Source organism: Odoribacter splanchnicus DSM 20712 (assembly GCF_000190535.1).
GTDB lineage: Bacteria > Bacteroidota > Bacteroidia > Bacteroidales > Marinifilaceae > Odoribacter > Odoribacter splanchnicus.
On sequence record NC_015160.1, the window covers coordinates 2,996,716 to 3,022,450 of the forward strand.

Genomic DNA, 25,735 nt, shown 5'->3' on the forward strand with positions numbered 1-25,735 from the left:
GACCGGCTATACAGAGGACTCTGAAATTCGTAAAATACATGAGGTTTTTCGGTTGGGAACCTGTTATATTAACTGTTGAAAACGGGGAATATCCGGCTATCGATCCTTCACTGATCCAAGAAATTCCGGATAACATACAGGTATATAAAACAAAAGCTTTCCAACCCTTCCAACTTTACCGGATGTTAACCGGTAAAAAAGGAAATACACATAATAATGCCAATGTTTTTGGCCAAAAGGATAAAACTTTCATTGAACGTTTAGCCAAATGGATACGCCTGAATTTATTCATTCCCGATGCCCGGATCGGATGGTATGCCTATGCAGTTAAAGCAGCAAAAAAAATCATCGAACAAGAGCACATCGATTTGATTTATTCTTCTTCTCCTCCACACAGTTTACAGCTTATAGCACAAAAAATAGCTAAACAGAATAAGATTAAATGGGTTGCAGATTTCAGGGATCCCTGGTCTGAATTGGTTCATTATCAATCTTACAAACGTACCTGGTTGACAAGAAAAATCGACAGTCATTTTGAAAAATCGGTTTTCCGTTCTGCCGACCGACTTATCGCTGCGGCCAACGACTACGCGACATGTATCAAAACACATGTCGACCGGAAAATCGAAGTCATCTATAACGGTTATGATCCGAGTGATTTCCCAAAGCCAAAGTCCAGGAACACAGAGGATTTCCTGATCACTTACACGGGGGAACTATCCGAGGACAGAATACCCCATGCTTTATTACGTGCTCTCAGCCGCTTAGAACATTCCAATATAAAATTACAATTTATCGGGAATACATGCCCGGAATTGAAACAGGAAATACAGCGGCTGAACCTGGGCAACAAAGTGATACTCAAACCTTATATGCCTCATATTGCTTCTATTGCAGAATTGCAACAATCCGATCTTTTGTTATTAGTGATCAATCAGGTCGCTAATGGCAAAGGTATTGTCCCCGGTAAAATTTTTGAATATTTAGGAACCCGTAAACCGATTCTTTGCTTAGGGGATCCCACAGGAGAAGCCGGTGAAATTATCAAAACCACGAATTCCGGGTTTTGTATCGCTCACCACAATGAAGAAGAAATTTTCACTTTATTGTCACGTCTTTCCTCAGGTGTTTTACCTGGCTTGAGCTTTCAAACCGAGCAATTCGAACGAAAAAATGAAACCGGACAATTATGTGATATTTTCAATACGTTAGTAAATAAGCCATCCTGAACATATTTTTCATCAATAGAGTAATCGAACAAAAATAGAAATTATGCAGAAGTCAGTATTGTTTATGGGTCTAGGATATATCGGTCTCCCGACAGCAGCACTCGTCGCCGATGCAGGCCTACAAGTGACCGGAGTCGATATCAATGAAAATGTGGTCAATAATATCAATAACTGTGACATCAGCAATCAGGAGCCAGGTTTACAGGAAATTGTAGAGAAAAATATCCGGAACGGCCGTTTAAAAGCTTCTCTCACTCCCAGTCCGAGTGATGTGTTTCTGATCGTAGTTCCGACCCCGTTCAATGAACATCATCAGCCTGACATATCCTATGTCACTGCCGCAACACGTCAGATTATCCCCTACTTAAAGAAAGGAGACCTATATATTCTCGAATCGACCTCTCCCGTCGGTACCACTCAAAAAATGGCACAACTGATTTTCAGTGAACGTCCGGAGTTAGAAGATCAGATCTTTATCGCCTATTGTCCGGAACGCATTCTGCCCGGCAACGCTCTGTACGAACTCAAATACAATGACCGGGTCATCGGTGGTTATACGCCGGAATCGACCCGGCAGGCTATAGCGTTCTATTCCCATTTTGTCAGCGGCTCCTTACATTCCACTAATTCCCCTACAGCAGAAATGTGTAAGTTAGTGGAAAATTCCTCCCGGGATGTACAGATTGCTTTTGCAAACGAGCTCTCTATTATATGCGACAAAGCAGGGATTAATGTATGGGAATTGATCCAACTGGCCAACAAACATCCTCGTGTCAATATTCTTCAACCTGGCGCCGGAGTAGGTGGTCACTGTATTGCAGTCGATCCTTATTTCATCACCTCCGATTTTCCTTTAGAGTCGCAATTGATCGGAAAAGCCCGGGAAATTAATAATTACAAAGCATTCTGGTGTGCAGAAAAAATTAAAAATACGATTCTTACTTACCAGCTTGAAAATAAAAGAAAGCCGAAAGTAGCTTTGATGGGACTTGCTTTCAAGGCAGATATCGATGATTTACGGGAAAGTCCGGCAAAATATATCGCAGAAAAAATAGTGTCTGAATTTCCCGAAGCCTGTCTGATTGTCGAACCTAATATTTCGCAACACCCACAATTTCAATTGTCGGAAACCGGATACGCTTACCGACAGGCCGATATTATCGCTTTTCTGGTTGCTCATAAAGAGTTTAAAACACTTCCTTATGACAACAGTAAGCTTATCCTTGATTTCTGTGGAATATTCAAAAAATAAATTGGATGAAAAAAATCTTATTCATTTTCGGAACGCGTCCTGAAGCGATAAAGATGGCGCCATTAATCAAAGAAACCGGGCAAAGCCGTTCGCTCGGAATCGAAATCTGTGTAACAGGGCAACACCGGGAAATGTTAGATCAGGTTTTAAAACTTTTCGATATATGTCCTGATTACGATTTGAATATCATGCAACCGGGCCAGGATTTATATGATATTACGAGTAGAATTCTTATAAATTTACGGGATATATTGCAGCAGTCCAAGCCGGATCTGGTATTAGTACACGGAGATACGACAACCTCTATGGCTGCCGCTCTGGCTGCTTTTTATCAACAGATTCCTGTCGGCCACATCGAAGCGGGCCTTCGGACACATCAGCCTTATAATCCCTGGCCGGAAGAAATGAACCGGCAGATCACCGGCCGGATTGCCGACTGGCATTTTGCCCCGACACAGAAAGCCCGGGCAAATCTATTGGCAGAAAACTGTCGGCCCGATCACATCTTTGTCACCGGCAATACGGTTATCGATGCCCTATTGTGGATTAACCGAAAAATAGAACAGGACAAAACCACACAGGAAAGTTTAAGGGAACAATTCAACAAGCTGGAGATTCCATCAGAAAAATTAGAAAACTGGAAACAACAAAAAAGAAGATTAGTACTCATTACAGGGCACAGACGTGAAAACTTCGGTGAGGGTTTCATGCATATCTGTCAAGCGATCAAACAGCTGGCCAGCCAATATCCTGAAGTAGATTTCGTCTACCCTGTGCATTTGAACCCGAATGTACGCCAGCCGGTGACTGAAATACTGGGTAATTCTCATTCCACCCCCAATATTTACCTGATTCCCCCTTTAGAATATCTGCCCTTTGTCTTCCTGATGGGAATCGCTTATTTTTTATTGACCGATAGTGGAGGTATACAGGAAGAAGCTCCCGGTTTAGGAAAACCGGTACTCGTTATGCGTGAAACGACAGAACGCCCTGAAGCCTTGGAAGCAGGTACAGCCAAACTCACAGGAACCCGTTCCGAAGAGATTATCCGGCTAGCCTCTTCTCTGTTGGACAATCCTGAGGAATACACCCGCATGAGCCAAGCCGTAAACCCTTACGGAGACGGTAAGGCAGCCAGGTATATCACCGGTATTCTGGAACAGATTTTATAAATTCTAATCCCTATGCCCGGAATGAAACAACTCATTTTTTTCACTGAAAGTTTTCCATACGGAAAAGGAGAAAGCTTTATAGAAAATGAAATCGAATATTTATCACGGGAATTCGACCGGATTTACATTCTGCCCAAAACCAGTTCCACCCAGGAGCAACGTTCTCTACCTGCAAATTGTATCGTTTTCCCTCCGATATTCCGAAGTTCGGGGGAACTTGTATTCAAAGGATTATTTTGTTTCAGTCCACTCTTTTATTTTTTCAAAAAATTGATATCGGAAAAAGCCTATACTTCTCTGTATAAATTCAAAAAGTATATCGCTACCGCCATTACCTGCCGGTGTATCCTTGCCGATAAAAACTTCAAACGGCTAAACCGGCAGTCCACGGAAAGTACTGTCTATTTTTATTGGGGCATCGGTATGGCCTACATCCTGCCTTTCATCCACAATAAAGACAAAAAAATAGTCCGTTTTCACAGAACTGATTTATATGCGGATTTACGTCCACATCAATATATCCCTTTCAGAAAGGAAGTATTCGAAAGCCTGAATAAGGCTGTTTTCATCTCCAAACAAGGTTTGGAATATGCGAAAAAGAATTTTGGACAATATAAATTCAGTGCCTATTGCAGTTATTTAGGTACTAAAGACCATGGGATTTCCAAAATAAAAAACGAGGATGGAGTTATTCATATCCTCAGTTGTTCTAATGTTGTCCCGGTAAAACGGGTTTCTTTGATCCTAAAATCCTTACTTTTGATTCCTGACCGTCCTATTCAATGGACACACATCGGAGGAGGAAAAGGATTCAATGCTTTACAACAACAGCTCCAACAACTACCAGCCAATCTGACCGTACACCTGACAGGAGCTATTACAAATCGGGAAGTGATCGGACATTATCTTCACCATCCAGTAGATATATTTGTCAATGTCAGTGCCAGTGAAGGTCTTCCCGTCAGTATTATGGAAGCCATTTCATTCAATATCCCTGTTATAGCGACTAATGTAGGAGGAACGAACGAAATCGTGACTTCCGAATCAGGAGTATTACTTGATCCTCACTTTTCCGCTCAGGAATTGGCCGACCAGATTGTCCGGGTATATGAACATAAAGACCGTTTCCATCCTCGCCGGTTATGGGAAGAAAAATTTAACGCGGGAAAAAATTATCCCCGATTTATCAGTCAGATATTGAATGATTAACAGGCTATTCAGGCTTTTAACTTTTGCATCTTAACCTTTCTTTTGTATTGTATATATGGACGTAGAACGAAGAGGGCTACATAACGGCAACAGACCGGAAAGACAGCCCATGACCATATTTTATATTTAAAAGGTAAGGATAATTTCATGGAGATATACTTTTCCTTATCTCTATAATACCAGCTTAACAACGTTTTGAAATCCTCAGCATTCCCAAGCAACAATACATCCCATAAGAATTTAATATACCGTTCTCTTATTGATATTTTCAAACACTCCAGGTAATACTCCGACTCAGCATGCTGAATCTCTATCCAATTATATATTCGTTTCAATACATCGAGAATCTGATTCATAACAGATAAAGGCAAAACCATCAGGTCTTGATAAGATAAAGAGTTTTTTCTCAAAACATAATAAGACAAATATTCCGGAACATAAGTAATCCGTTGATTAGTAGCTCTAAATAATAATTTGACAAAGAACTCTAAATCTTCCATGTAGTGACATCCTTCTGTAAAAGTAATATGCTCAGCGGAAAGAAATTTACGATCGATGAGCCAACAGTCTGTAGAAACCCGAAACGAACCGACCCTCAACTTCTCCTTCAATACGTCTACCGCTCCAAAATGGCCGGGATACCTCGTGATGGTATCCCCTCTTTTTTCAATATAACCACAAAAACAGGCTAATTCCCCTCCAGCCACTAATTTATGATACATCGACTCGAGAAAACGTCTATCCCAAAGATCGTCACTATCCAAAAAAGACACGAAATCACCGGTAGCCTTTTGAAGTCCTAGATTCCGGGCCGAAGATACTCCTCCATTCTCTTTATAAAAATACTTTATTCGCGCATCTTTGCATTGGTAATCTTTAATAATCTCACGTGTACGATCCGTACTTCCGTCATCGATCAAGATCAATTCAAAATCAGAATAGGTTTGATTCAAAACACTTTCGATTGTCTGCGCCAGATAATCAGCAGCATTATATGCAGGTATAATAATTGAAATCATATCACTCATCTTGAGAGGCTAAAGTTATAAATAAATTTTCCCATTTCTTCATAACCGATGGCAAAGCAAAACGAATAATATTCCGGCGGGCTTCATTTCCCACTTTCTGCCTCAGTGAAGAATCTGCCATTAACTGGCTCAATCGCTTTACAAATTCGTTCTCATCGCCTTCCTCTATCAAGAAACCATCCTGCCGGTCCTGAATAATATCCCGGGGACCGCATTTACAGGTATAAGCCACTACAGGTAATCCACATGCCATCGCTTCATGTAATACCATAGGAAAACCTTCATGCCGGGATGTCAACACATAAACCGAACTACCTAAATATTCCCGAATGATTTCTGCCCGTGGTGGACATATTTCTACCGATTTTAACTTCAATAACCCGATTTGCCGTTCCAAAGTATCTTGTAATTCCCCGGAGCCGATAATAGTTAATTTCCAATCCGGAAAATAAGGTTCTATTTCAGCCCAAACAGCGATTAAACGATCAAATCCTTTTTGTGCTGACAGACGTCCCACTGCAATAACTCTGGGAATAGACAAATCGGCAGATTCCTTAGGATAAAAAGTCAATGCATTCGGTATAACCACGATATTATCCTTTCTTCCCCAATCTTTTCGGTCTTCTTCCGTCAAAACCACCAGACGATCATAGTATTTTATCTTGTTTAAAAATCTTTTAATCTTATATCGGTTAATTATTCCTTTGACATTTTGATAACTAAAATAAGAAAAATGACATTCCAGTATTTTTTTACTTCCATCTTTCAATCGATACAACCATTCCCGCTCTCGTCCGGTCATCATGGAAATCGTAATATCAGGCTTTTCTTTCAATAATATTTCCTCTAACCGCCTTTGATGGCGTTTCGTATAAATTATTCTGCGTATCTTATTCCAAAAAATATTTTTTCCCCTACATGCTGCATAATCGATATCCAAATCATAAAACCGGATTTTATCCGAAAAATCAAAAGCCAAGGGTAGATTTTTTTGTTCATAGGTTATAATCACAACTTCCATTCCGGTCAATCCGGCCAAATAATTTGCTTTAATTGCCAGTATACGCTCCATACCGGCCATTCGAATTATATTTGGAATATTGTAAATTATTTTCATATAAATATAATTTTAAAATAGGCGAAAATAACCGAACTTTCTCTCAAATGCAAATGCCTTTGTTGTATTTAAACTCACAATATTATCCGTACCTTTGTCAAAATCTATATAAACAGGTATATGACACCCAAAGTAAGTATCATCGTCCCCATTTATAATGCCGGCAAATTCCTGGAAAAATGCCTGGATACACTTGTTAATCAAACATTAAAGGATATCGAAATCATTTTGGTTCTAGACTGTCCCACCGACGGTAGCGACCGGATCGCCCGGGAGTATGCCGAAAAAGATCCACGCATCCGGCTGATAGTCAACGAACAAAATCTGAATATCGGTTTAAGCCGCAATGAAGGACTTAAAATCGCCCGGGGAGAATACATCGGTTTTTCGGACCACGATGACTGGAGGGAATTGGATATGTACGAAAAATTATACCAAAAGGCCAGGGAAGATCAGGCCGATATTGCCATCTCCAATTTCGACAGCATTTATCCGGACCGGATCATTCCTCATCCATATTACCCTGACTGTCCTAACCAAGAACAATTGAAACAAGAAATCTTCTCCCACCTCATCGGTGACTGGAAAAAGGAGCAGGAGTGGAGACCTTTTACCCATTGGGGGTATATGTGGCACATCCTCTACAAAAGAGAAATCTTGGAAAACCACAACATATGGTTTTCAGATAACAGAGAAATCACATACGAAGACCTGCTTTTTTTGATTCAGGTCTTTCATGCAGCCAACCGAATCACTTGTATTCCCCTGATACTCTATCATCATGTTTTTCACCAAAAAAACCAGGCAAGCAGTTATATCTACAATTCAACCCGACTGGTGATCAACCATTTAATGTACTTGGATCACTTCCTCACTACCCATCACCTCAGAGATGAACACCTATGGGACTATTTCTTTTCAACTTTACATGTTTTATGGCGTACCCTGAAAAATGAAATACATCACAAATCCTGTTATCAGGCTTTTATCCAATTAGTTACCATACGCAAAAATCCAACCATACGGCAATTGGTCCGGGAGGTCCCCTTTTCGGTCCGGATGGCCCGAAAATTGAAAATCCAAAAAACCGCTTTATGGCTTTTACTTCGGCTCTAACGACTATTTAAGAATCAAATCATTCCGGCAATTTCATATACCAAATAATTCTTTATCTTTGTTTGTTCATTATTCAAAAGTACAGTCATGACAAAAATCAATTTCAGATCTTGTTTGCCTTACGCCATTGCGCTTATTATATTTATCCTGATCGCTTATATTTATGCTTCACCTGTTTTGGAAGGGAAAATCATCAATCAAGCGGATATTTCCTCTTACCAGGGAGCTGCAAAAGAAAGAGACGATTATAAAAAACAGACAGGAGAAGAATCTTTCTGGACCAATTCGATGTTCAGTGGTATGCCGACAACCATGATCGGAGCTCATTACAAAGGAAACTATCTTGAAACTATCTACAATCATTTATTTTGGGGTCCACGCCCTGCTTCTTATCTGATCTTGACTTTTGTCAGTTTCTTTTTGCTGTTGCTTGCGATGGGAATCAATGTCCGGCTCTCTATTGTCGGAGCTTTGGCCTTCGGTTTATGTGCCTATAACTTTCAAATCCTGCAAGTGGGGCACAATTCGAAAATGGTAGCTATCGCTCTTATGCCGATGGTATTAGCCGGAGTGGTCTATGCTTATCGTAAAAAAGCATTTTTAGGGGCGGTTCTTTTCGGATTTGCCCTGTCTTTTGAAATTGCAGCCAACCATCCCCAAATCACTTTTTATCTGGGTATGATCATTCTGGCTTATGTTATCGCTCAATTGGTCTCTGCTATTAAAAACAAGACTTTACCTGCTTTCATCAAAACATCTTGTTTTGTGTTGTTGGCCACGATATTGGCAGCAGGTACGAACGTCAACCGACTTTGGCCCAACTGGGAATACAGTAAATACACGATGCGGGGCGGTTCTGAATTACAAATGGCTCATGCCCAAGGGAATCAGACCCAGGGTGGATTGAATAAAGAATATGCAACAGCCTGGAGTTACGGTATAGAAGAAACGCCGAATCTGCTTATTCCTAATTTTAACGGAGGAGCTTCAGCCAGTGAACTCAGTAAAAAATCCAAAACATATGAAATCTTAAAACAAGGAGGGGTTCCGAATGCTGAACAAGTCATCAAACAAATGCCGACCTATTGGGGACCTCAAGCCTTTACTGCCGGCCCGATGTATATGGGAGCGATTTCGGTGTTTTTGTTCGTATTGGGTTTAGTTGTTCTCCAAGGCACAACCAAATGGTGGATCGCCGGGATATCACTGTTAGCCTTACTATTGGGATGGGGAAAACATTTTATGTGGCTCTCCAGCTTGTTTTTCGATTACGTACCTCTATATAACAAATTCCGGGTACCTTCTATGATTCTAACCATCCTGCAGTTAACTATTCCTCTGTTGGGATTTTATAGTCTTCATCAGATTTTCTCGGATAAAATCGAGAAGAAAAGAGTCATTAAAGGACTGAAACTAGCCTTGGGGATTACAGGTGGTTTTTGTTTGTTATTCGCTCTTCTTCCAAGCCTTGCCGGTAGTTTTACTTCCCCGGCAGACAGCCAATTCCCGGATTGGCTACAACAAGCCCTACCCGAAGATCGCCAAAGTATGCTACGAAGTGATGCCTTCCGTTCATTACTTTTTATTCTGGCAGGTGCAGCTACCATTTGGGCCGGTTATATGAAAAAAATAAAATTATCCTCGTCCATAACCCTTCTCGGACTACTTATTATCTTAGATATGTGGAGTGTAGACAAACGGTATCTAAATAACGACCATTTCGTTACACCACGTGAATTTACTAACAATTTTAATTTACGGCCTGTCGATAAAGAGATATTGAAAGATACCGATATCCATTACCGGGTTTTGGATTTGGCCGTAAATACTTTTAACGACTCACATTCCAGTTTTTATCATAAAACAATCGGAGGATATAGTGCTGCTAAACTACAGCGTTATCAGGATATAATCGATTATCATCTGGTTCCTGAAATTCAGTCTTTAGCCAATGATTTGCAAAGAGGACAAACACGGGCAGATATAGATTCGAGCTTACAAAAGCTATCTGTCATCAACATGCTAAATACCAAATATATCATTCTATCAGCCAACAGCACACCGATCGAAAACACCGCCAGATCAGGAAATGCCTGGTTTGTCGAAAATTATCAACTCGTCGACACTCCTGATGAAGAAATTTTAAGCCTGAAAGCTATCGATCCTGAAAAGACAGCTATTATCGGCCGCGATTTTGCCCAGGCTGTAGCAGGTAAGAACATCCGGTTCGATTCAACCGCAACGATTCAACTGACTTCCTACGCTCCTAATAAACTGACTTATAAAACAAAAGCCTCCCAGGAACAACTGGCTGTATTCAGTGAAGTATATTATCCCGAAGGCTGGCAAGCTTACATCGACGACCAACCCGGTGAACTATTCCGTACCGATTATATTTTACGAGGCCTGTCTGTTCCGGCAGGGGAACATACTATTACTTTAGTGTATAATCCAAGATCTGCTTATCAGGGAGCTCTGATCTCACAAATCAGTTCCATTTTATTAATTTTAGCTCTTCTGGGAAGTATTATCGGGTATATCAGAAAAAATCGGAAGTGTTCCTCGGATCAGGCCTAACAAAGTATTTTCACCATTTACCGTAAAAAAAGTAATGGAAATTCATATCACCAAAAAAGATGTTTTGTGGGGATACATTGCCCAATTCTTTAACATCGGAGCAGGAATACTTTTACTCCCGGTGATATTAAAACTTCTCCCGGCAGATATATTGGGAGTCTGGTACATTTTCCTGACTATTTCGAGTCTGGTACAAATGATCGACTTCGGTTTTCAGCCGACTTTCACCCGAAATGTCGCCTATGTATTCAGTGGTGCTGTAAAACTTCAGGCCAAAGGTCTGGATAAAGGCCAAACTCATCTGGATCATCCCAACTACCCGCTTCTCAAAAACATGATTTCCGTGATGAAACGTTTTTACGGAGGTATTTCGCTTTTGGTCATTTTTCTCCTCCTGACTGCAGGTAGTTGGTATATCGATGATCGAACAAACCACATCGCAGCTAATGAAGAAATCATGATTTCATGGTTTATATACACCACTTCCACCGTTTTAAATCTTTATTATTCCTATTATAATGCATTACTAGTGGGTAGAGGCCTTGTAAAAGAAAACAACCAACTCATCATTATCACCCGTTCCACCTATCTCGTTTTAGCCGCCTTGGGTCTGATTGCAGGCTATGGCTTAATTGCAGTAGCCACAGCCAACTTTCTATCTATTATTATCAATCGGTTGGTGGCGATTCATTTTTTCTACCGAAACGGTCTCCGCAAAATCCTCCGGAATACCCAAGCAACAAAAGAAAAATTATTACCTATTTTATGGGTAAATGCCAAAAAAAATGGATTAAGCAGTTTGGGTGGATATTTTGTCCAAAAAGGCAATTTGCTTTTCATATCTATGTTTTTACCTCTGGAAACAGTTGCCAGTTATGGTCTAACCGTTAATCTTATAAATATTCTGTCAGGGGTATCCCCACTTTATTTAGGCACTCATATTCCTGAAATCTACAAGGATAGGATCGACAATAACCTCCCGGATATCCGCAGAATATTCGGAGAAGGTATTTTTGTATTCTACCTTCTATATATCCTCGGAGCCTTATGCCTGGTCCTATTAGGTCCCTGGGCTTTGGAACTATTTCACAGTAAAACCCAACTTTTACCTCCAGGTCCTCTTTTACTGATGTTGTTTGTACAATTTTTAGAATCCAACCATGGTATGGCAGCCACTTTAATTACTACCCGTAATGAAGTTCCTTACCTGAAAGCTGCCTTGATTTCCGGCTTTTTTATCGCCCTGTTTTCCCTGACTTCTCTCTATTATACCGATTGGGGAATCTGCGGTGTCGTTGCTTTGACCGGTTTGGTACAAATCAGCTACAATAACTGGAAATGGCCTCTGATGGTCAGCCAGGAATTGGAAAAAAGTTATCCGCAATTAGTGAAGATCGGGTTCCTTTCTTTACGGACCTGGTTAAAACAATATCTGGTAAAGAAAGGAATCCGGTACTAGAAGACATATCCGAACCCGAAGTTCAGATAAACATTATACATCTTGAAGCTGATACTTTCAAAATCACCGGGAAAAATAGAATTCAACCCCCAGGTCAGATCTGCATAAACACTCAAATGTTTATATGCCCGCCATTCAGCTCCGGCATCCAATCCCCACTGAAATTTACGCAAGTCGCCCGAAAAATCGTAAGTTGCTTCCGTGACATTCGCTTTGGTACCGGTCGGATCTCCTTCACGGATATATCCGTCATAGGCTACTCCGGAAAAATCTCCGTTAGTCAGAATAGAAATATACGGGCCGAATTTCAAATCCCAACGGGGTGACACTTTATAAATAACCTGAAAAGGCAGAGTGATATATGAATTTTTTACATTCGTCTTTACATTTCCTGTCCAATTGCCTTCGACATGTCCCAGCACTTCCCCATCATACGAATCCATCACCATGTAATAATTTTTCACCCTGGCATCGGTTTTCATCCCTTTGTTCTCGAGGCGGATTCCGAACAGCCCTCCCCATTTCCGGTTCCGGTCGAACCATTTAATGATATTTCCTTCGATAGCAAGCTGAGCACCCGGCCGGTAACTATTGATTTCCCGGATTTCTGCCGGCAAGGGTAATGGAGAAGTTCCTCCGATATTGACTCCTGCTTTAATCCGATACTCCAATCCTTTCAAGGTAGAGCGAACCAAAGCACCCGGTTTCTTGTTTTCAGCAAAAACAGCTCCTGTTACCAGTAAAAAAACAATCAGGTATATACTCTTTATCGTTTTCATTGTCTCAATTCTTATTTTTCACAAACGATCTCTACTTTATCGATACACAAGGTACTCCCTACAGAACCGGCAAAATATGCCCCATATTTGCTGGAAGTGAAAACTACAGCCAGATTATACTCGTAATTCTTCATTTTTTTTTCACTGAAAGGCAGATACTTACCCGTTCCATCATCTGACGGATCCCGCTGGTCCCGGATGAATTTCGGCCAATCGATCGGTATGCGCGATCCGTAGTGAAAATCGACATGAAATGCAGTAAACTCATCTTTCTTTTCTACCTCTACCCGGGCCAAAGCAACGATATACTCACTGGTCAGCACATTGTTTCCGTCCAATGCTTTTCCATCGAGTTCTGCCGCTTCATATAAAACAGCATAAATATCTCCCTCATCTTCCTGCCCGGGAATCGTGACAGTATTTCCATTTTTATCTTTCGCCTTGAAAGGTTGGGTACCGGGAGTGTACTTGTAATATCCCTTGAGTTGCAGCGGTTTTTTCCCGAAAGGCAATCCGAAACGAGTGGCTTTCAACGGTTTTTGTACGGCATTATTTACATCGAAACTGCCCAGGAATAAGTTTCCTGCCGCAATGGGCATTTTAACCGTCTCTCCGAACTGTCCTGTGCTCTTCGTCTCCAACTTGATGGCTCTGCTTCCATCTATTCCATTTTCGATAGAAACCGTAGGATATTCCTGCGGATTCCGGCCGACACCCGTCAAGGCAAAACCTGAATTTCCGGAAGCCCAAATATATTGTTTAAACAGGGCTGTTCCTTGTGTTTCCTCGAAAAACACCTGATATTTCCCCGTTTCATTCAGTTCATAGTGTTCAAAATCATATCGAAGCGGCAAATCGAATGTATCGATGATCACCGAATATTCTTTATGCCAATTTCCGTCCTCGGAGGTTACGGTAAATTTCTGGGGATGCGAATAGTCCATCACTCGGGCCGGATCGGGCGAAATGTTTGCCCCTTCCGTCAAGGTCACCTCTAAAGCCAGTTTTGTCAGGTCGATACTCGGATTAGCCTGGGCCAGCACCTGAGCATTGTTGATGATAATATTTCCTTTAATATTTGTTTCCGGTGATCCCTTTGCATTTAAAATCTTACATGCCATAATATCTGCTTCTGCATTTAAAGGCTCGCTTTGAATACAAGCTCCCAATCCTCCGACCATCAACAGATACAAAAAACATTTTTTCATACTTCTCTTGCTTTAATTTCAATAAATCAGGCTACAAAGGTAGAATAAATTAGTCAAAGTCCATACAGCCAGTACAATTTATCGAGTATCCCGGCCTATAACAAGCTATTCTTTTTTATCCAAAATGGTCGTCATTGCATCAATTCCGGAGTCGTATCTACCCATTTATATAATTTATCACCACGCCGGATTTTTCCAGGCACCTGAACCGAAAACAATATTCCTTTTTCCACCTTTTCCACTGGCTGTAAATCGACCCTTATCTCAGGTACTTTCATTTGAATCGTTCCGGTTGTAGGACCTTGTATCAATATTTCGTCCCCAACTTTCAAGTCGAAAGATTCCAGTTTAAACTCTGCGACCTGCAAATTGGTAAAATAATTGGTCACTTTGCCAAGCAGAATTTTCTTTTTTGTCGCTTTCGAACCATATACCTCGCTCCATTCCCCTAAGCGTTGCCCCAAATAATATCCATTCCAGAATCCACGGTTGAAGACTGTCGCCAAGCGTTTTTTCCAAATCCGGATCTTATCCGCTGAATAGGTATCGTCGAGATAAGCATTTATCGCTTCGTTATAACACTCACAAACCGTACGTACATATTCGGCGGAACGGGCACGCCCCTCGATCTTGAAAACCCGCACACCGGCGTCGATCATTTTATTGATAAAACCAATTGTGCAAAGGTCTTTGGGCGACATGATGTATTCATTTTCAATATCGAGTTCGACTTCATTTTCGCGATCTTTGACCGTATAGGCTCTCCGGCAAATCTGATTACAGGCTCCCCGGTTAGCAGAAGCGTTTTTCTCGTGCAAACTCAAATAACATTTCCCTGAAACAGCCATACAAAGAGCCCCATGAGCAAACATTTCAATTTTGATCAGCCCTCCATTCGGTCCCCGTAAATCCTCCCCGACGATGCGACGATGGATTTCCATGACTTGCTCCAATACCACTTCGCGGGCCAAAACGATCACATCGGCATATTGGGCGAAGAAACGAACTACTTCGAAATTAGTGACATTACACTGAGTACTGATATGCACTTCGACTCCTACAGAACGTGCATACAAAATAGCGGCCAAATCGGATGCAATGATAGCAGTGACTCCGGCTTCACCGGCACAATCGATCACTTGCCGCATTTTCTCTAACTCTTGATTATAAATTACGGTATTGACAGTCAGATAGGTTTTCACCCCTTTCTCCGAACAAACCGATACGATATTTTTCAAATCCTCCAGCGTGAAATTTGCTGACGAACGTGCCCGCATATTCAATCCTTCCACACCGAAATAAACCGAATCCGCACCTCCCTGCAAAGCAGCATATAAAGATTCATAAGAACCTACAGGCGCCATCACTTCAAAATCTTTTCTGGTCATAACCTCATCCATTTGAAATACAAAGGTAAAATAAATAAATCGCAAAATTTATCCCGGATTTTTATTTTTGGCACAAACAAATCTATACCCCAAAAGTATAACTACAAAACCGACTTATTTCCCGCAAAATGAAAACTCAGACCAAAGTCCCTTCACTGATACAAGCAATTCTTCCATTGATTGTTCTGATCGCCCTACTCTCGTTTAATGTCAGTTATTTCGACGATCCTTTGGGGGGCTCTAATCAAATAGCCTTAATCATCGCAGCAAGTATCTGTAGCATCCTGGCCCTTTTCAATCATGTCAGCTGGCATGAAATCCAACGAAAAATATTGCAGACCATTGATTCGGCTATGACGGCGATACTTATTCTGTTATTGATCGGTTCGCTAAGTGGTTCCTGGATGCTGAGCGGAGTCATTCCAGCTATGATTTACTATGGAGTAGATATCATGCACCCGTCCTACTTCCTGGTGGCCTCTGTCGTCCTTTGTGCTATTGTATCTCTGGCAACAGGCAGTTCCTGGTCGACGATCGCCACTGTAGGTGTAGCTATCGTGGGAGTCGGTAATGCTTTCGGACTTCATCAGGGGCTTGTAGCAGGTGCCGTCATCTCAGGAGCCTATTTCGGCGATAAAATGTCCCCGCTCTCAGACACGACAAACCTGGCTCCTACAATTGCAGGAACGGATCTTTTCACTCATATCCGCTACATGGTATACACCACTTTCCCAACTTTAATTCTCACGTTGATCATATTCGGAATCATCGGCCTATATCAATTAAATACAGATACTGCCATAGATACCGGCTTTATAAAAAAGGGCCTGGAAAGTAGTTTCCACATTACTCCCTGGTTATTATCGGTCCCTGTTTTACTCATTATTATTATTATAAAAAAAGTTCCCCCCATACCTGCCATGCTGGGTGGAGTTGTTCTCGGAGTTATTTTCGCCCTCATTTTTCAACCTGATCTCCTCGATCAGCTGATCGCTCAAGAAAAGTTCCACAACACCTATCAGTTGATCATCCAAGCTGTCGGAAGTAGAATGACACTGAGCACAGGGGTATCCGAAGTCGACGAATTGTTGACAACAGGAGGAATGGAAGGTATGCTCGATACAGTTTGGCTAATTATTGCAGCTCTTACTTTCGGAGGAGTGATGGAAGCCAGCGGATCCTTAAAAAGAGTGGGTGAAGCTTTTATGCATTTTATTTATAACGACACTTCGCTGGTCAGCACGACCATACTGACTTGTATCTTCTTCAATATCACAGCCTGCGATCAATATCTTTCTATAGTCGTACCCGGTAAAATGATGCAAAAAATTTACGAACAAAGAGGCTTGAAACCCGAAGTCCTCAGTCGGGCTCTGGAAGATTCTGCGACAGTCACTTCCGTATTGGTCCCCTGGAATACTTGTGGAGCTACCCAATCACGGGTACTCGGCGTACCTACGATCGAATACCTCCCTTATTGTTTCTTTAATTTAATTTCCCCGCTGATGAATATTTTCATCACGATCATCCATTATAAAATACGAAGAATTAAAGTAAAAGCATAAGTAAATGACCGATAAATAATGATTTCTTTGAAAATAGAATCAAAACCTAAGTTTATTTTGTTACTTATTCCTCTTCGGTGATCGGAATTGGCGACCCGGTCTGACGACACAGAACCCGAAATCGGAATAGAAAGAAAAAATCATACCTAGAATTATTTTGTTACTTATTCGTCTTCGGTGTTCGTGTTTGGAGACCCGGTCGCTTCTGTCGGTCGTCTACCTTTTTCTTTCACTGACCGGTGGTGTCTGACGAACGTAGTGAGGAGTTCCGCCGGTCAGTGAAGGAAAGCCTTAACGGACCGTTCCAGGCGAACCGGTCTGACGGTATAAAGCCCGGAATCGGAATAGAAAGAAAAAAAATTAAACCTACCATTCTTTAGTGATAACGGTTATACAAACCACAATGGTTAGACCAGACTTCCGTAACTATTTATAAACTAATTTTATTTTAGAATTATATTTTACAACTAAAAAATTAGTTATACATTTGTCTGTAAAAAGAAATTCAATAAAAACAACTATGAAAGAATTAACAAGAGCAGAAGAACAAATTATGCAAGTGCTTTGGGATTTAGGAAAAGGTTTTGTGAAAGATATTATAGATAAACTTCCGGAGCCCAGGCCAGCTTACAACACAGTCTCTACTATCGTTCGGATTTTGCAGGATAAAGGATTTGTCGGTCACGAAACTTTTGGGAAAAGTCATTGTTATTATCCTTTGGTAGCCAAAGATACTTATACCAAAAAGTTTTTAAAGAATTTCATCGGTAACTATTTTGGAAATTCATTCAGCCAAATGGTTTCTTTTTTTGCCAAAGAGGAAAACATTGATTTGAAGGAATTGGAAGAAATTCTAAAACGTGCAGACGAAGCACGACGATCAGAAAACTAACTCTTTAAAATCTATCCTCCATGCAAACTTTCCTCCTTTACATGATCAAATCTTCAACAATTCTGATCGTATTATTGACCTATTATCAATTTTTCCTGAAAAGACAGACTTTCTTTAATCTGAACCGGATTTTTTTGCTAGGCGTATTGGTCCTATCGGCATTGCTTCCCTTTATTTCCATTGAAATAAACCGGAACGATATGATCGGTTTTCCCACTCTCGCCTCAGTCAGTGAATTGTTGGAGGAAAACCAGATAGGGAAAAGCAGTCAAAGCACGCTTATTACAGCCACAGAACAGCCGATCCCTATGATTCCCCTACTTTATGGGATCGGAGTTGTGTTTTTTTTCCTTCGTTATTTAACCACTCTATGCCGGCTATGCTTATTCGTTCATCGAAATCCACGCAAACGATTACATGGATTGTATATGATCCAAATTCAGGAAGGCCTACCTACTTTCTCCTTCTTTAATTATCTGTTTATCAACCCCCACTCTTTGAGTCAGGAAAACAGACGGAAAATATTTGCACACGAAAAAATTCACATACAACAATGCCACAGTCTGGATTTGTGTATAGCCGAGATCATCTGCATCGCCAATTGGTTCAATCCTTTTGTGTGGTTAATAAAACAGCTTATTCTCGAAAACCACGAATATATCGCCGATCAACAGGTTATCCGTAAATATAAAATCAGCGGATACCTTGAATTACTCATTCAGCAAAGTCTGAAAGGAGCCTTTTCTTTTACGAACTATTTTTCGTGTTCGAATCTAAAAAAAAGAACCATTATGTTGACCAAAAAACAATCCCGCAAATTCCAGATGATCAATTATATTCCGGCATTTTTATTAGCCGGAATGCTATTTTATCTCTTCTCTTGTAAAAACATGTGCGAAGAACCGGAGTCGCCGGAGCTTCAAGTTTTTCAGATTGTAGAGAATATGCCTCAATTTTCAGGCGATCTCTCCAAGTGGGCGACACAAAATATCAAATACCCTTCAAAAGCGATCGAAGCAGGAATCGAGGGGAAAGTGTATGTCAATTTTATTATCGACTCGACAGGTCGGGTCGGACATGCTGAAATACAACGAAGTACCCAGTCACTATTGAATGCCGAAGCCTTAAAAGGAATCGAGGCCATGCCCGATTGGATTCCGGGAAAACAAAGAGGAAAAGCGGTGCGAGTAATTTATACCCTGCCTGTTACTTTCAGTCTCAAAGACCAAGCCGGCAACTTCGCTCCGAAGGTTACCATAATTCCTCCCCATAACGAGGCCAAAACACCGACATTAGTGAAAGATTCTTCTGAAACAGAAAACAGTACGGAGGTTTGCATATTTCAGGTAGTTGAAGAGATGCCCGAATTTGCAGAGGGAAACGTGGCGGAATGGATCATGAAAAATATCAAATATCCGAAAGAAGCAATAGAAGCAAATATTACAGGTAAAGTCTTTGTTCAGTTCGTTATTGAAAAAGACGGAAGCATTACAAATGCTAAGATCGCCAGAAGTGCATCTACTCTGCTGGATGCAGAAGCTTTACGAATTGTAAATAATATGCCCCAATGGATCCCGGGAAAACAAAGAGGTAAAGCGGTCAGAGTCGCTTACACTTTACCCATAAGCTTTTCATTGGAGTAAGATAGAAAGCGTATTATTTTTTTTCCTATCTTTGCTTTATAATTGTAAAAATTAATAGAGTAAGCATATGAACGAGGAAGTAAAAATGTACATGGACGAGGCCAAAGAACAAATGCAAAATGCATTGGTCCACCTCGAAAATGAATTGGCGAAAATCAGAGCCGGCAAAGCAAACCCCAAAATTCTGAACGATGTTCTGGTAGATTATTACGGATCACCGACTCCATTGTCACAAGTAGCCAATATCACGGCTCCGGATCCACGTACAATTGCAGTTCAGCCTTGGGAAAAAAATATGCTTGGCCCTATCCAAAAAGCCATTATGAATGCCAATCTGGGATTTAACCCGGATAATAACGGAGAAGTTGTCCGGATCAATGTACCGCCCTTGACTGCCGAGAGAAGAAAAGAACTGGTGAAACAATCGAAAGGGGTCGGTGAAACCGCCAAGGTAAGTATCCGGAATGCCCGTCGCGATGCTATCGACGAATTCAAAAAAATGGTGAAGAGTGGTCTGCCCGAAGATGAAGCTAAAGATGCCGAAGATGAAGTTCAAAAGATCACAGACAGCTATAACAAAAAGATAGATGAAATCCTGACCGCAAAGGAAAAGGATATTATGACCATCTAAGATTTTCTGTCAAAGACAGAAAATAGATTAGCGGAACTACGTTCCGGATTGGTGTCAGATCTTCGGTTTTTCCGATCAGTGCATCTTCGATGCTGATTAACGAACTCTCGGTTCTGACTGAATATTCGATCCGAAACGTAGTTTTTTAATCAGTATTTCGCAGACCAGAGATCAGAGGTTTCACTGATCTTTCTCGCTCTCTCCAAATCCTCGGGCGTATCGATTCCTACCGATTCGTGATCGGTGAACCTTACCGCAATCTTATAACCGTTCTCAAGCCAACGCAATTGTTCCAGAGATTCTGCCTTTTCCAGTTTTCCCTGAGGCAAAGCTGTAATCTCTCGTAATACTTCAGGCCGGTAAGCATACATGCCCACATGTTTGTAAAAAGGAATCACAGCACTCCATTCTCCTTGCTCTTTTCCCCGGCAATAAGGAATGGCAGAACGGGAAAAATAAAGAGCGGTCTGCAGAGACGAACATACCACCTTAACCTTATTGGGATCGAAAATATCCGCATTCGTGTCGAATTGTTTTGCCAAGGTAGCGATCTGAATCCGGGGATCTTCAAAACAAGCGATCAAAGCACGTACCTGATCGGGTTGAATAAAGGGTTCGTCTCCCTGTATGTTGACAACAACATCATAAGTTTTTCGGTAATCAGCCACAATATGCCGGTAGGCTTCGCAACAACGGTCGGTTCCGCTCTTGTGGTCGGCAGAAGTCATCACTACTTTTCCTCCGAACCCTACAACCCGGTCGTATATCCGCTGATCGTCCGTTGCGACAAAAGCGTCTTGTGAAACCAACTGTGCTTTTTCTACCACATGCTGGATCATCGGTTTACCACCGATCTCAGCCAAAGGTTTACCCGGAAAACGAGTCGATGCATAACGCGCCGGAATCAAAATTAAAACATTCATTCAATTATTCTTTAGCCGGTTCACGCCCCTCTTTTTTTGTCATTTGGCAATTGCCATTGAATATCACTCCCGGTTCGATCGAGAGTACAGATGAAACAATATTTCCAATCACTTTGGCGGACGATTTCAGTGAAACCGTCCCGGAAGCTTGTATATCACCAAGTACAACCCCCAATACGTCTACATTGCAGCAATCGATGTTGCCTTCAATCTTGGCCGTATTACCAACCACTAATCTCCCTGAAGTAATGATCTTACCTTTTATGATTCCGTCGATCCGGATATCGTTCTTTGTTTTTATATCACCTACAATAACCGTACCTTCGCACAACAAATTGACAGCATTTCCAGGATTCTCTTTACCCATAATAATCACCTTAATTTATTTCGACGCTTTTTTAATTTCAATCCTTTCCTGATGGTTGCACCAAGCGTTATTTCGAGTGTATCTGTAATCAAGCCACCTTCGATCACAGCATCTCCTCCCATAACAGTTTTACAGGCCACACATACATTACCTGTAATAGTGCCGTTGATATATAATTCATCGCAATCCACATCTCCGTCGACCTTCCCCCCTTTGTTTATGATCACCAGTTTTCCGGCATGTACATTTCCTTGAATCATACCATCCAGGTATACACTCTTATCGGTCTTCAAATTACCGTCAATTCTGGTATTTTCCAGTATCCGGTTCCCCTCATATTCAATATCAAAACGTTCCTGATTCATAAACTATAAATTCACATCGAAGATATAACAAGTAATTGAAATATAAAAGCGACTTACACGGCTTTTTTTAGCTCCCCCAAAAATTCGTTTTTTCTGTAGTTACAAGGGGTACAGGAGTTAAGTCTACACTTCGTCCGATCAACTGCCGGCATTAAAAGGTTTTAATTATGGACTTTATAAACTTCTTTGGCTATAAAAAAACCGGCTTGAAAATTCAAACCGGTTTTCCATATCCTTTTTCCAACTTTACTTCTTGGGATCGTAAGCCCATTTCAGCCAGATAGCTCCCCAGGTAAATCCCGCACCGAACGCTGCGAGAATCAGATTATCTCCCTTGTGTAACTGATTTTCCCATTCGTACAGGCACAATGGAATCGTTGCAGAAGTGGTATTTCCGTATTTCTGGATATTCACCATAACTTTAGAAGGATCGAGTCCCATACGATCGCCGGTAGCAGAGATAATACGCAGATTTGCCTGATGGGGCACCAACCATGCGATATCGTCGGCGGTCAGGTGATTTTTTTCCATAATTTCTGCTGCGGTATCGGCCATTTTCGTTACGGCATGTTTAAATACGAACTGGCCATCCTGAAAAATAAAATGTTCACGGTTAGTAACCGTTTCTATGGAAGGAGGATTCAGCGATCCACCGGCTTTCATATACAAATGGTCGCGTCCCATACCATCCGAGCGCAGGATGTGATCCATCACACCAAGCTCTTCTGCTGTCGGTTCGAGCAATACAGCTGCAGCAGCATCACCAAACAACGGACAAGTCTTACGATCCGTATAATCGGTGATCACGGACATTTTCTCACATCCGACAAATACCACTTTTTTATATCTACCACTTTCTACATACTGAGTAGCAGTAACCAAGCCAAAAAGGAATCCGGAACAACCTGCATTCAAATCAAATCCGAAAGCATTCTTCACTCCAACCATATCGGCAATAATCTGCGCATTAGCAGGGAAATGCATATCCGGTGTCACTGTAGCACAAATCAACAAATCTACTTCTTCCGGTTTGGTTCCGGTTTTCTCGAACAGATCTTTTACGGCTTGTGCACCCAGCCAGGCACTTCCTTTCGTCGGATCTTTTAAAATTCGTCTTTCTTTGATCCCTACCCGGGTCATGATCCATTCATCAGAGGTATCCACCATCTGGCTCAATTCCTCATTGTCGAGGATATAGTCGGGATAATATGCCCCTACTCCGGTTATTATGGCTCTCAGCCTATTCGTTTGCATAACTATAAATTTAAATCAGAGATTACCCCCGCACACGCAAGGGTAAGTTTCATGAATTATATAAACAACCATAGCCCCCTAGGGCTTAGGAGGCTGGCTGTGTATGATTCTAAAACAATCCTTTTCGTGTCAAGATTATGCTACTACTGCTTTCTCAATAGCCAACTTTCCTCTGTAATATCCACATTCAGGACATACTGTATGATACTGTACAGCAGCACCACAGTTAGAACACTTAGCAATAGCGGTTACCGTAATCGCATCATGCGTTCTTCTCTTATTTCTTCTCTGTTTTGAGGTTCGATGTTTCGGATGTGCCATTTCTTTATTATTTATTTAGTTATTAATTAATTTTTTCAATTCATTCCATCTCGGATCTATTGGTTTATCATCTTCTTCTATCACATATTCATGCAACACTTCCTGCATATCTTCGTCGCATTCTCCTTCGGGATGCACTACCCGCATCGGGTAATTCAACATATAAGTTTCATAAAGATACGAACTTACATCCAAATAGTCATCCTCCGGCGACAATATTATATAATCATCTTCGTTCCCTTCTTCCCGTCCGTTTTGTTTTACATACAAATTCATAACACCGGACACCGGAAGATTTACTTCTCCTAAACATCTGTCGCAGGTTGCTTTTACCATTCCTTCGATCGTTATACGTACTTCCATTAAAAGTGAACTCTTCACGATCAGGACGGTAGCTTTGACTTCTCCCCGGGTTCCTTTCGTTGCTTCAAAACAATCGAAGAATCCCTCATCCATGATGAACTCAAAAGAGTGTTTTCCCTCTCCTAATCCTCTGAATGCTATCTTATATTCTCTCAATCTATCCACAAGCCTTGACGTAAAACGGCGCAAAGATAATACAAAAACTAAAAACAAAAAACGAAAGGCTAAAAAAAAGACAGAGTTAACTAAATTAACATTGAGCTGTTCGAAAATACATTATCTATATTTCCCGCTTTCTTCCATCATACTCAGATAGCTCACATAACGGCTCTCACTGATTTCGTCTTGCTCCACAGCTTCCAACACAGCACAACCGGGTTCATGGGTATGGGTGCAATTATAAAAGCGGCATTCTCCGGACTTCGCGAATATTTCCGGGAAAAAATGCGACAACTCCTCTTTTTTCAAATCGATAATTCCAAAACTTCGTAATCCCGGAGTATCGATAATGAAACCGCCCTGTTTCAATGGAAACATTTCAGCAAAAGTGGTGGTATGCTTCCCCGAATCGTGGGCATCCGAAATTCCTGCAGTTTTCAGGTCCAAGCCAGGCTCAATGCAATTGACTAAAGAAGATTTCCCCACTCCCGACAAGCCGGAAAGCACGGTGATCTTGTCTTTCAGTAAACTCCGGATTTCATCGACGTGTTCACCGGTTTCCGCCGATACGGCATAACAAGGATACCCGATTTTACGGTAAATCACCGTCAATCCCCCTAACATTGCCTGATCTTCGGCATCATACAGATCCGTTTTATTAAAAACCAGTACGGCAGGAATATTATAAGCTTCTGCAGTTACCAAAAAACGATCGATAAATACGGTAGAAGTCACCGGATGATTAACAGTCACCACCAACAAAGCCAAATCGACATTTGCTGCAATAATATGCGACTCTTTGGACAAATTCGTCGATCTACGGATAATATAATTACGTCTCTTTCCTATTGCCGTAATAACATAGCCTTCACTTCCTTCTTCCAATTCCACCTCATCTCCGACAGCTAACGGATTGGTCGTTCGGATTCCTTCCATCCGGAATTTCCCCCGAATACGGCACTGCACCATATTCCCTTCCTCCAATCTTACCCAATACCAACTACCGGTCGATTTTACGACAATTCCTCTTTTCATCTTTTTCGTCCAAAATTATCATTTTATACCTGCAAAGCTATAAAAATAAACCTATTTTTGCGTCGACAAACGAATCAATTGTTATCGCTCTATGAAATTAGTATTTGCAACGAACAACAAGCATAAGCTGGAAGAGATCAGCCATTTATTAGAAGGCGAAGCCGAAATCGGCTCGCTTGCGGAAATCGGTTGCCAGGAGGATATCCCGGAAGATCACGACACTCTGGAAGAAAATGCCTTGCAAAAAGCCCGATACATCAAAGAACATTACGGGTACGACTGTTTTGCGGATGATACGGGGCTTGAAATCGAAGCACTGGATAAGCGTCCCGGTGTATATTCTGCCCGCTATGCCGGTCCTGCAAAAGATTCTGTCGAAAACATGAAGAAAGTACTTCGCGAAATGGAGGGGATATCCGATCGGAAAGCTTGTTTCCGTACGGTTATCGCTTTAATTCAAGGAAAAGAAGAGCACCTGTTCGAAGGAAGGGTAGACGGCAAAATATTAACCGCCCAACAAGGAGAAGCCGGTTTCGGATATGACCCGATTTTTCAACCCGAAGGGTTCGACCTCAGTTTTGCTGAAATGCCTATGGACGAAAAAAATAAAATCAGCCATCGGGGAAGAGCTATTCAGCAATTAATCGCATTTTTGAAAGAGCAACACAACAAGTGAAAACTCA

The 25,735-nt window shown here is 41.4% G+C and carries 24 protein-coding genes; 12 read left to right on the plus strand and 12 right to left on the minus strand.

Going from position 1 to position 25,735, the window contains the following annotated elements; all coding sequences use genetic code 11:
* Window positions 1–38: 38 nt before the first annotated feature.
* Genes ODOSP_RS12565 through ODOSP_RS12580 form a run of 4 tightly spaced genes read left to right on the plus strand, consistent with a single transcriptional unit; the run spans window position 39 to window position 4,862 of the window.
* A complete protein-coding gene (locus tag ODOSP_RS12565; RefSeq protein ID WP_041556796.1) occupies window positions 39–1,229 on the plus strand; it encodes a glycosyltransferase in 1,191 nt (396 codons plus the stop codon).
* Window positions 1,230–1,272: 43 nt separating this feature from the next.
* On the plus strand, window positions 1,273–2,481 hold the full coding sequence (gene wecC / locus ODOSP_RS12570) for a UDP-N-acetyl-D-mannosamine dehydrogenase (RefSeq protein ID WP_013612675.1): 1,209 nt from the start codon (window positions 1,273–1,275) through the stop codon (window positions 2,479–2,481).
* Between the two features lie 5 nt (window positions 2,482–2,486).
* Window positions 2,487–3,653, plus strand: coding sequence for a non-hydrolyzing UDP-N-acetylglucosamine 2-epimerase (gene wecB / locus ODOSP_RS12575; protein WP_013612676.1), 1,167 nt, complete (start codon window positions 2,487–2,489; stop codon window positions 3,651–3,653).
* Window positions 3,654–3,665: 12 nt separating this feature from the next.
* A complete protein-coding gene (locus ODOSP_RS12580; RefSeq protein ID WP_013612677.1) occupies window positions 3,666–4,862 on the plus strand; it encodes a glycosyltransferase in 1,197 nt (398 codons plus the stop codon).
* An 8-nt stretch (window positions 4,863–4,870) separates the two neighbouring features.
* Here ODOSP_RS12580 and ODOSP_RS18900 read toward each other — a convergent pair whose 3' ends face one another.
* Together ODOSP_RS18900 and ODOSP_RS12590 are read right to left on the minus strand one after the other, a co-directional pair.
* Window positions 4,871–5,881, minus strand: a complete 1,011-nt coding sequence (locus tag ODOSP_RS18900) for a glycosyltransferase family 2 protein (RefSeq protein WP_157741850.1) — start codon at window positions 5,879–5,881, stop codon at window positions 4,871–4,873.
* Between the two features lies 1 nt (window position 5,882).
* A complete protein-coding gene (locus ODOSP_RS12590) occupies window positions 5,883–7,007 on the minus strand; it encodes a glycosyltransferase family 4 protein (protein ID WP_013612679.1) in 1,125 nt (374 codons plus the stop codon).
* A gap of 120 nt (window positions 7,008–7,127) precedes the next feature.
* Between ODOSP_RS12590 and ODOSP_RS12595 the strand changes: the two genes are divergently transcribed.
* The 3 genes from ODOSP_RS12595 to wzx all read left to right on the plus strand — a co-directional run bounded on the left by ODOSP_RS12595 (window position 7,128) and on the right by wzx (window position 12,159).
* Window positions 7,128–8,123: a glycosyltransferase gene (locus tag ODOSP_RS12595; protein ID WP_013612680.1), complete on the plus strand. Its 996-nt coding sequence runs from the start codon at window positions 7,128–7,130 to the stop codon at window positions 8,121–8,123.
* Between the two features lie 87 nt (window positions 8,124–8,210).
* Window positions 8,211–10,700 (plus strand): YfhO family protein, encoded by a 2,490-nt coding sequence (locus ODOSP_RS12600; RefSeq protein WP_013612681.1) that lies wholly within the window; start codon window positions 8,211–8,213, stop codon window positions 10,698–10,700.
* Between the two features lie 34 nt (window positions 10,701–10,734).
* The gene (gene wzx, locus ODOSP_RS12605; protein WP_013612682.1) at window positions 10,735–12,159 is read left to right on the plus strand and encodes an O-unit flippase-like protein; all 1,425 of its coding nucleotides are present in this window, start codon (window positions 10,735–10,737) and stop codon (window positions 12,157–12,159) included.
* Here the strand turns inward: wzx and ODOSP_RS12610 are convergent.
* The 3 genes from ODOSP_RS12610 to ODOSP_RS12620 all read right to left on the minus strand — a co-directional run bounded on the left by ODOSP_RS12610 (window position 12,156) and on the right by ODOSP_RS12620 (window position 15,534).
* Window positions 12,156–12,938, minus strand: coding sequence for a porin family protein (locus ODOSP_RS12610; protein ID WP_013612683.1), 783 nt, complete (start codon window positions 12,936–12,938; stop codon window positions 12,156–12,158). The two genes, wzx and ODOSP_RS12610, sit on opposite strands and share 4 nt — an antisense overlap.
* Before the next feature lie 11 nt (window positions 12,939–12,949).
* Window positions 12,950–14,146, minus strand: a complete 1,197-nt coding sequence (locus ODOSP_RS12615; RefSeq protein WP_013612684.1) for a PCMD domain-containing protein — start codon at window positions 14,144–14,146, stop codon at window positions 12,950–12,952.
* Between the two features lie 131 nt (window positions 14,147–14,277).
* Window positions 14,278–15,534 (minus strand): peptidase U32 family protein, encoded by a 1,257-nt coding sequence (locus tag ODOSP_RS12620; RefSeq protein ID WP_013612685.1) that lies wholly within the window; start codon window positions 15,532–15,534, stop codon window positions 14,278–14,280.
* Between the two features lie 128 nt (window positions 15,535–15,662).
* On the opposite strand from ODOSP_RS12620, the gene nhaC reads away from it, so the two are divergent.
* The 4 genes from nhaC (at window position 15,663) to frr (ending at window position 20,265) form a co-directional block, all read left to right on the plus strand.
* A complete protein-coding gene (gene nhaC / locus ODOSP_RS12625; RefSeq protein ID WP_013612686.1) occupies window positions 15,663–17,099 on the plus strand; it encodes a Na+/H+ antiporter NhaC in 1,437 nt (478 codons plus the stop codon).
* Window positions 17,100–17,619: 520 nt separating this feature from the next.
* Window positions 17,620–17,991: a BlaI/MecI/CopY family transcriptional regulator gene (locus tag ODOSP_RS12630; RefSeq protein ID WP_013612687.1), complete on the plus strand. Its 372-nt coding sequence runs from the start codon at window positions 17,620–17,622 to the stop codon at window positions 17,989–17,991.
* Between the two features lie 20 nt (window positions 17,992–18,011).
* Window positions 18,012–19,634 carry a M56 family metallopeptidase gene (locus tag ODOSP_RS12635; protein WP_013612688.1) on the plus strand — a complete coding sequence of 541 codons (1,623 nt, stop codon included), beginning with the start codon at window positions 18,012–18,014 and terminating at the stop codon, window positions 19,632–19,634.
* Window positions 19,635–19,701: 67 nt separating this feature from the next.
* Window positions 19,702–20,265, plus strand: a complete 564-nt coding sequence (frr, locus tag ODOSP_RS12640; RefSeq protein ID WP_013612689.1) for a ribosome recycling factor — start codon at window positions 19,702–19,704, stop codon at window positions 20,263–20,265.
* A 149-nt stretch (window positions 20,266–20,414) separates the two neighbouring features.
* On the opposite strand, the gene kdsB is transcribed toward frr, so the two are convergent.
* From kdsB to rsgA, 7 genes are all read right to left on the minus strand, one after another.
* Window positions 20,415–21,188 (minus strand): 3-deoxy-manno-octulosonate cytidylyltransferase, encoded by a 774-nt coding sequence (kdsB, locus tag ODOSP_RS12645; RefSeq protein ID WP_013612690.1) that lies wholly within the window; start codon window positions 21,186–21,188, stop codon window positions 20,415–20,417.
* 4 nt (window positions 21,189–21,192) lie between these two features.
* Window positions 21,193–21,555 (minus strand): bactofilin family protein, encoded by a 363-nt coding sequence (locus tag ODOSP_RS12650; protein ID WP_013612691.1) that lies wholly within the window; start codon window positions 21,553–21,555, stop codon window positions 21,193–21,195.
* Window positions 21,556–21,560: 5 nt separating this feature from the next.
* Entirely contained in the window at window positions 21,561–21,920 is a 360-nt protein-coding gene (locus tag ODOSP_RS18905; RefSeq protein ID WP_013612692.1) for a bactofilin family protein, read from the minus strand.
* 246 nt (window positions 21,921–22,166) lie between these two features.
* A complete protein-coding gene (locus tag ODOSP_RS12660) occupies window positions 22,167–23,174 on the minus strand; it encodes a beta-ketoacyl-ACP synthase III (RefSeq protein ID WP_013612693.1) in 1,008 nt (335 codons plus the stop codon).
* A 135-nt stretch (window positions 23,175–23,309) separates the two neighbouring features.
* Window positions 23,310–23,495: a 50S ribosomal protein L32 gene (rpmF, locus tag ODOSP_RS19265; protein WP_013612694.1), complete on the minus strand. Its 186-nt coding sequence runs from the start codon at window positions 23,493–23,495 to the stop codon at window positions 23,310–23,312.
* A gap of 15 nt (window positions 23,496–23,510) precedes the next feature.
* Window positions 23,511–24,023 (minus strand): YceD family protein, encoded by a 513-nt coding sequence (locus ODOSP_RS12665; RefSeq protein ID WP_013612695.1) that lies wholly within the window; start codon window positions 24,021–24,023, stop codon window positions 23,511–23,513.
* Window positions 24,024–24,134: 111 nt separating this feature from the next.
* Window positions 24,135–25,052, minus strand: coding sequence for a ribosome small subunit-dependent GTPase A (gene rsgA / locus ODOSP_RS12670; RefSeq protein ID WP_013612696.1), 918 nt, complete (start codon window positions 25,050–25,052; stop codon window positions 24,135–24,137).
* A gap of 91 nt (window positions 25,053–25,143) precedes the next feature.
* On the opposite strand from rsgA, the gene ODOSP_RS12675 reads away from it, so the two are divergent.
* Window positions 25,144–25,728 (plus strand): non-canonical purine NTP diphosphatase, encoded by a 585-nt coding sequence (locus ODOSP_RS12675; RefSeq protein WP_013612697.1) that lies wholly within the window; start codon window positions 25,144–25,146, stop codon window positions 25,726–25,728.
* The last annotated feature ends 7 nt before the right edge of the window (window positions 25,729–25,735 follow it).

Coding starts and splice junctions, on each gene's coding strand:
- wzx (WP_013612682.1), top strand. CDS start 10,735: ATGGAAATTCATATCACCAAAAAAGATGTTTTGTGGGGATACATTGCC.
- ODOSP_RS12660 (WP_013612693.1), bottom strand. CDS start 23,174: ATGCAAACGAATAGGCTGAGAGCCATAATAACCGGAGTAGGGGCATAT.
- ODOSP_RS12590 (WP_013612679.1), bottom strand. CDS start 7,007: ATGAAAATAATTTACAATATTCCAAATATAATTCGAATGGCCGGTATG.
- ODOSP_RS12600 (WP_013612681.1), top strand. CDS start 8,211: ATGACAAAAATCAATTTCAGATCTTGTTTGCCTTACGCCATTGCGCTT.
- ODOSP_RS18905 (WP_013612692.1), bottom strand. CDS start 21,920: ATGAATCAGGAACGTTTTGATATTGAATATGAGGGGAACCGGATACTG.
- ODOSP_RS18900 (WP_157741850.1), bottom strand. CDS start 5,881: ATGATTTCAATTATTATACCTGCATATAATGCTGCTGATTATCTGGCG.
- rpmF (WP_013612694.1), bottom strand. CDS start 23,495: ATGGCACATCCGAAACATCGAACCTCAAAACAGAGAAGAAATAAGAGA.
- kdsB (WP_013612690.1), bottom strand. CDS start 21,188: ATGAATGTTTTAATTTTGATTCCGGCGCGTTATGCATCGACTCGTTTT.
- nhaC (WP_013612686.1), top strand. CDS start 15,663: ATGAAAACTCAGACCAAAGTCCCTTCACTGATACAAGCAATTCTTCCA.
- ODOSP_RS12635 (WP_013612688.1), top strand. CDS start 18,012: ATGCAAACTTTCCTCCTTTACATGATCAAATCTTCAACAATTCTGATC.
- ODOSP_RS12675 (WP_013612697.1), top strand. CDS start 25,144: ATGAAATTAGTATTTGCAACGAACAACAAGCATAAGCTGGAAGAGATC.
- wecC (WP_013612675.1), top strand. CDS start 1,273: ATGCAGAAGTCAGTATTGTTTATGGGTCTAGGATATATCGGTCTCCCG.
- frr (WP_013612689.1), top strand. CDS start 19,702: ATGAACGAGGAAGTAAAAATGTACATGGACGAGGCCAAAGAACAAATG.
- rsgA (WP_013612696.1), bottom strand. CDS start 25,052: ATGAAAAGAGGAATTGTCGTAAAATCGACCGGTAGTTGGTATTGGGTA.
- ODOSP_RS12580 (WP_013612677.1), top strand. CDS start 3,666: ATGCCCGGAATGAAACAACTCATTTTTTTCACTGAAAGTTTTCCATAC.
- ODOSP_RS12615 (WP_013612684.1), bottom strand. CDS start 14,146: ATGAAAAAATGTTTTTTGTATCTGTTGATGGTCGGAGGATTGGGAGCT.
- ODOSP_RS12610 (WP_013612683.1), bottom strand. CDS start 12,938: ATGAAAACGATAAAGAGTATATACCTGATTGTTTTTTTACTGGTAACA.
- ODOSP_RS12565 (WP_041556796.1), top strand. CDS start 39: ATGAGGTTTTTCGGTTGGGAACCTGTTATATTAACTGTTGAAAACGGG.
- ODOSP_RS12595 (WP_013612680.1), top strand. CDS start 7,128: ATGACACCCAAAGTAAGTATCATCGTCCCCATTTATAATGCCGGCAAA.
- ODOSP_RS12620 (WP_013612685.1), bottom strand. CDS start 15,534: ATGACCAGAAAAGATTTTGAAGTGATGGCGCCTGTAGGTTCTTATGAA.
- ODOSP_RS12650 (WP_013612691.1), bottom strand. CDS start 21,555: ATGGGTAAAGAGAATCCTGGAAATGCTGTCAATTTGTTGTGCGAAGGT.
- ODOSP_RS12630 (WP_013612687.1), top strand. CDS start 17,620: ATGAAAGAATTAACAAGAGCAGAAGAACAAATTATGCAAGTGCTTTGG.
- wecB (WP_013612676.1), top strand. CDS start 2,487: ATGAAAAAAATCTTATTCATTTTCGGAACGCGTCCTGAAGCGATAAAG.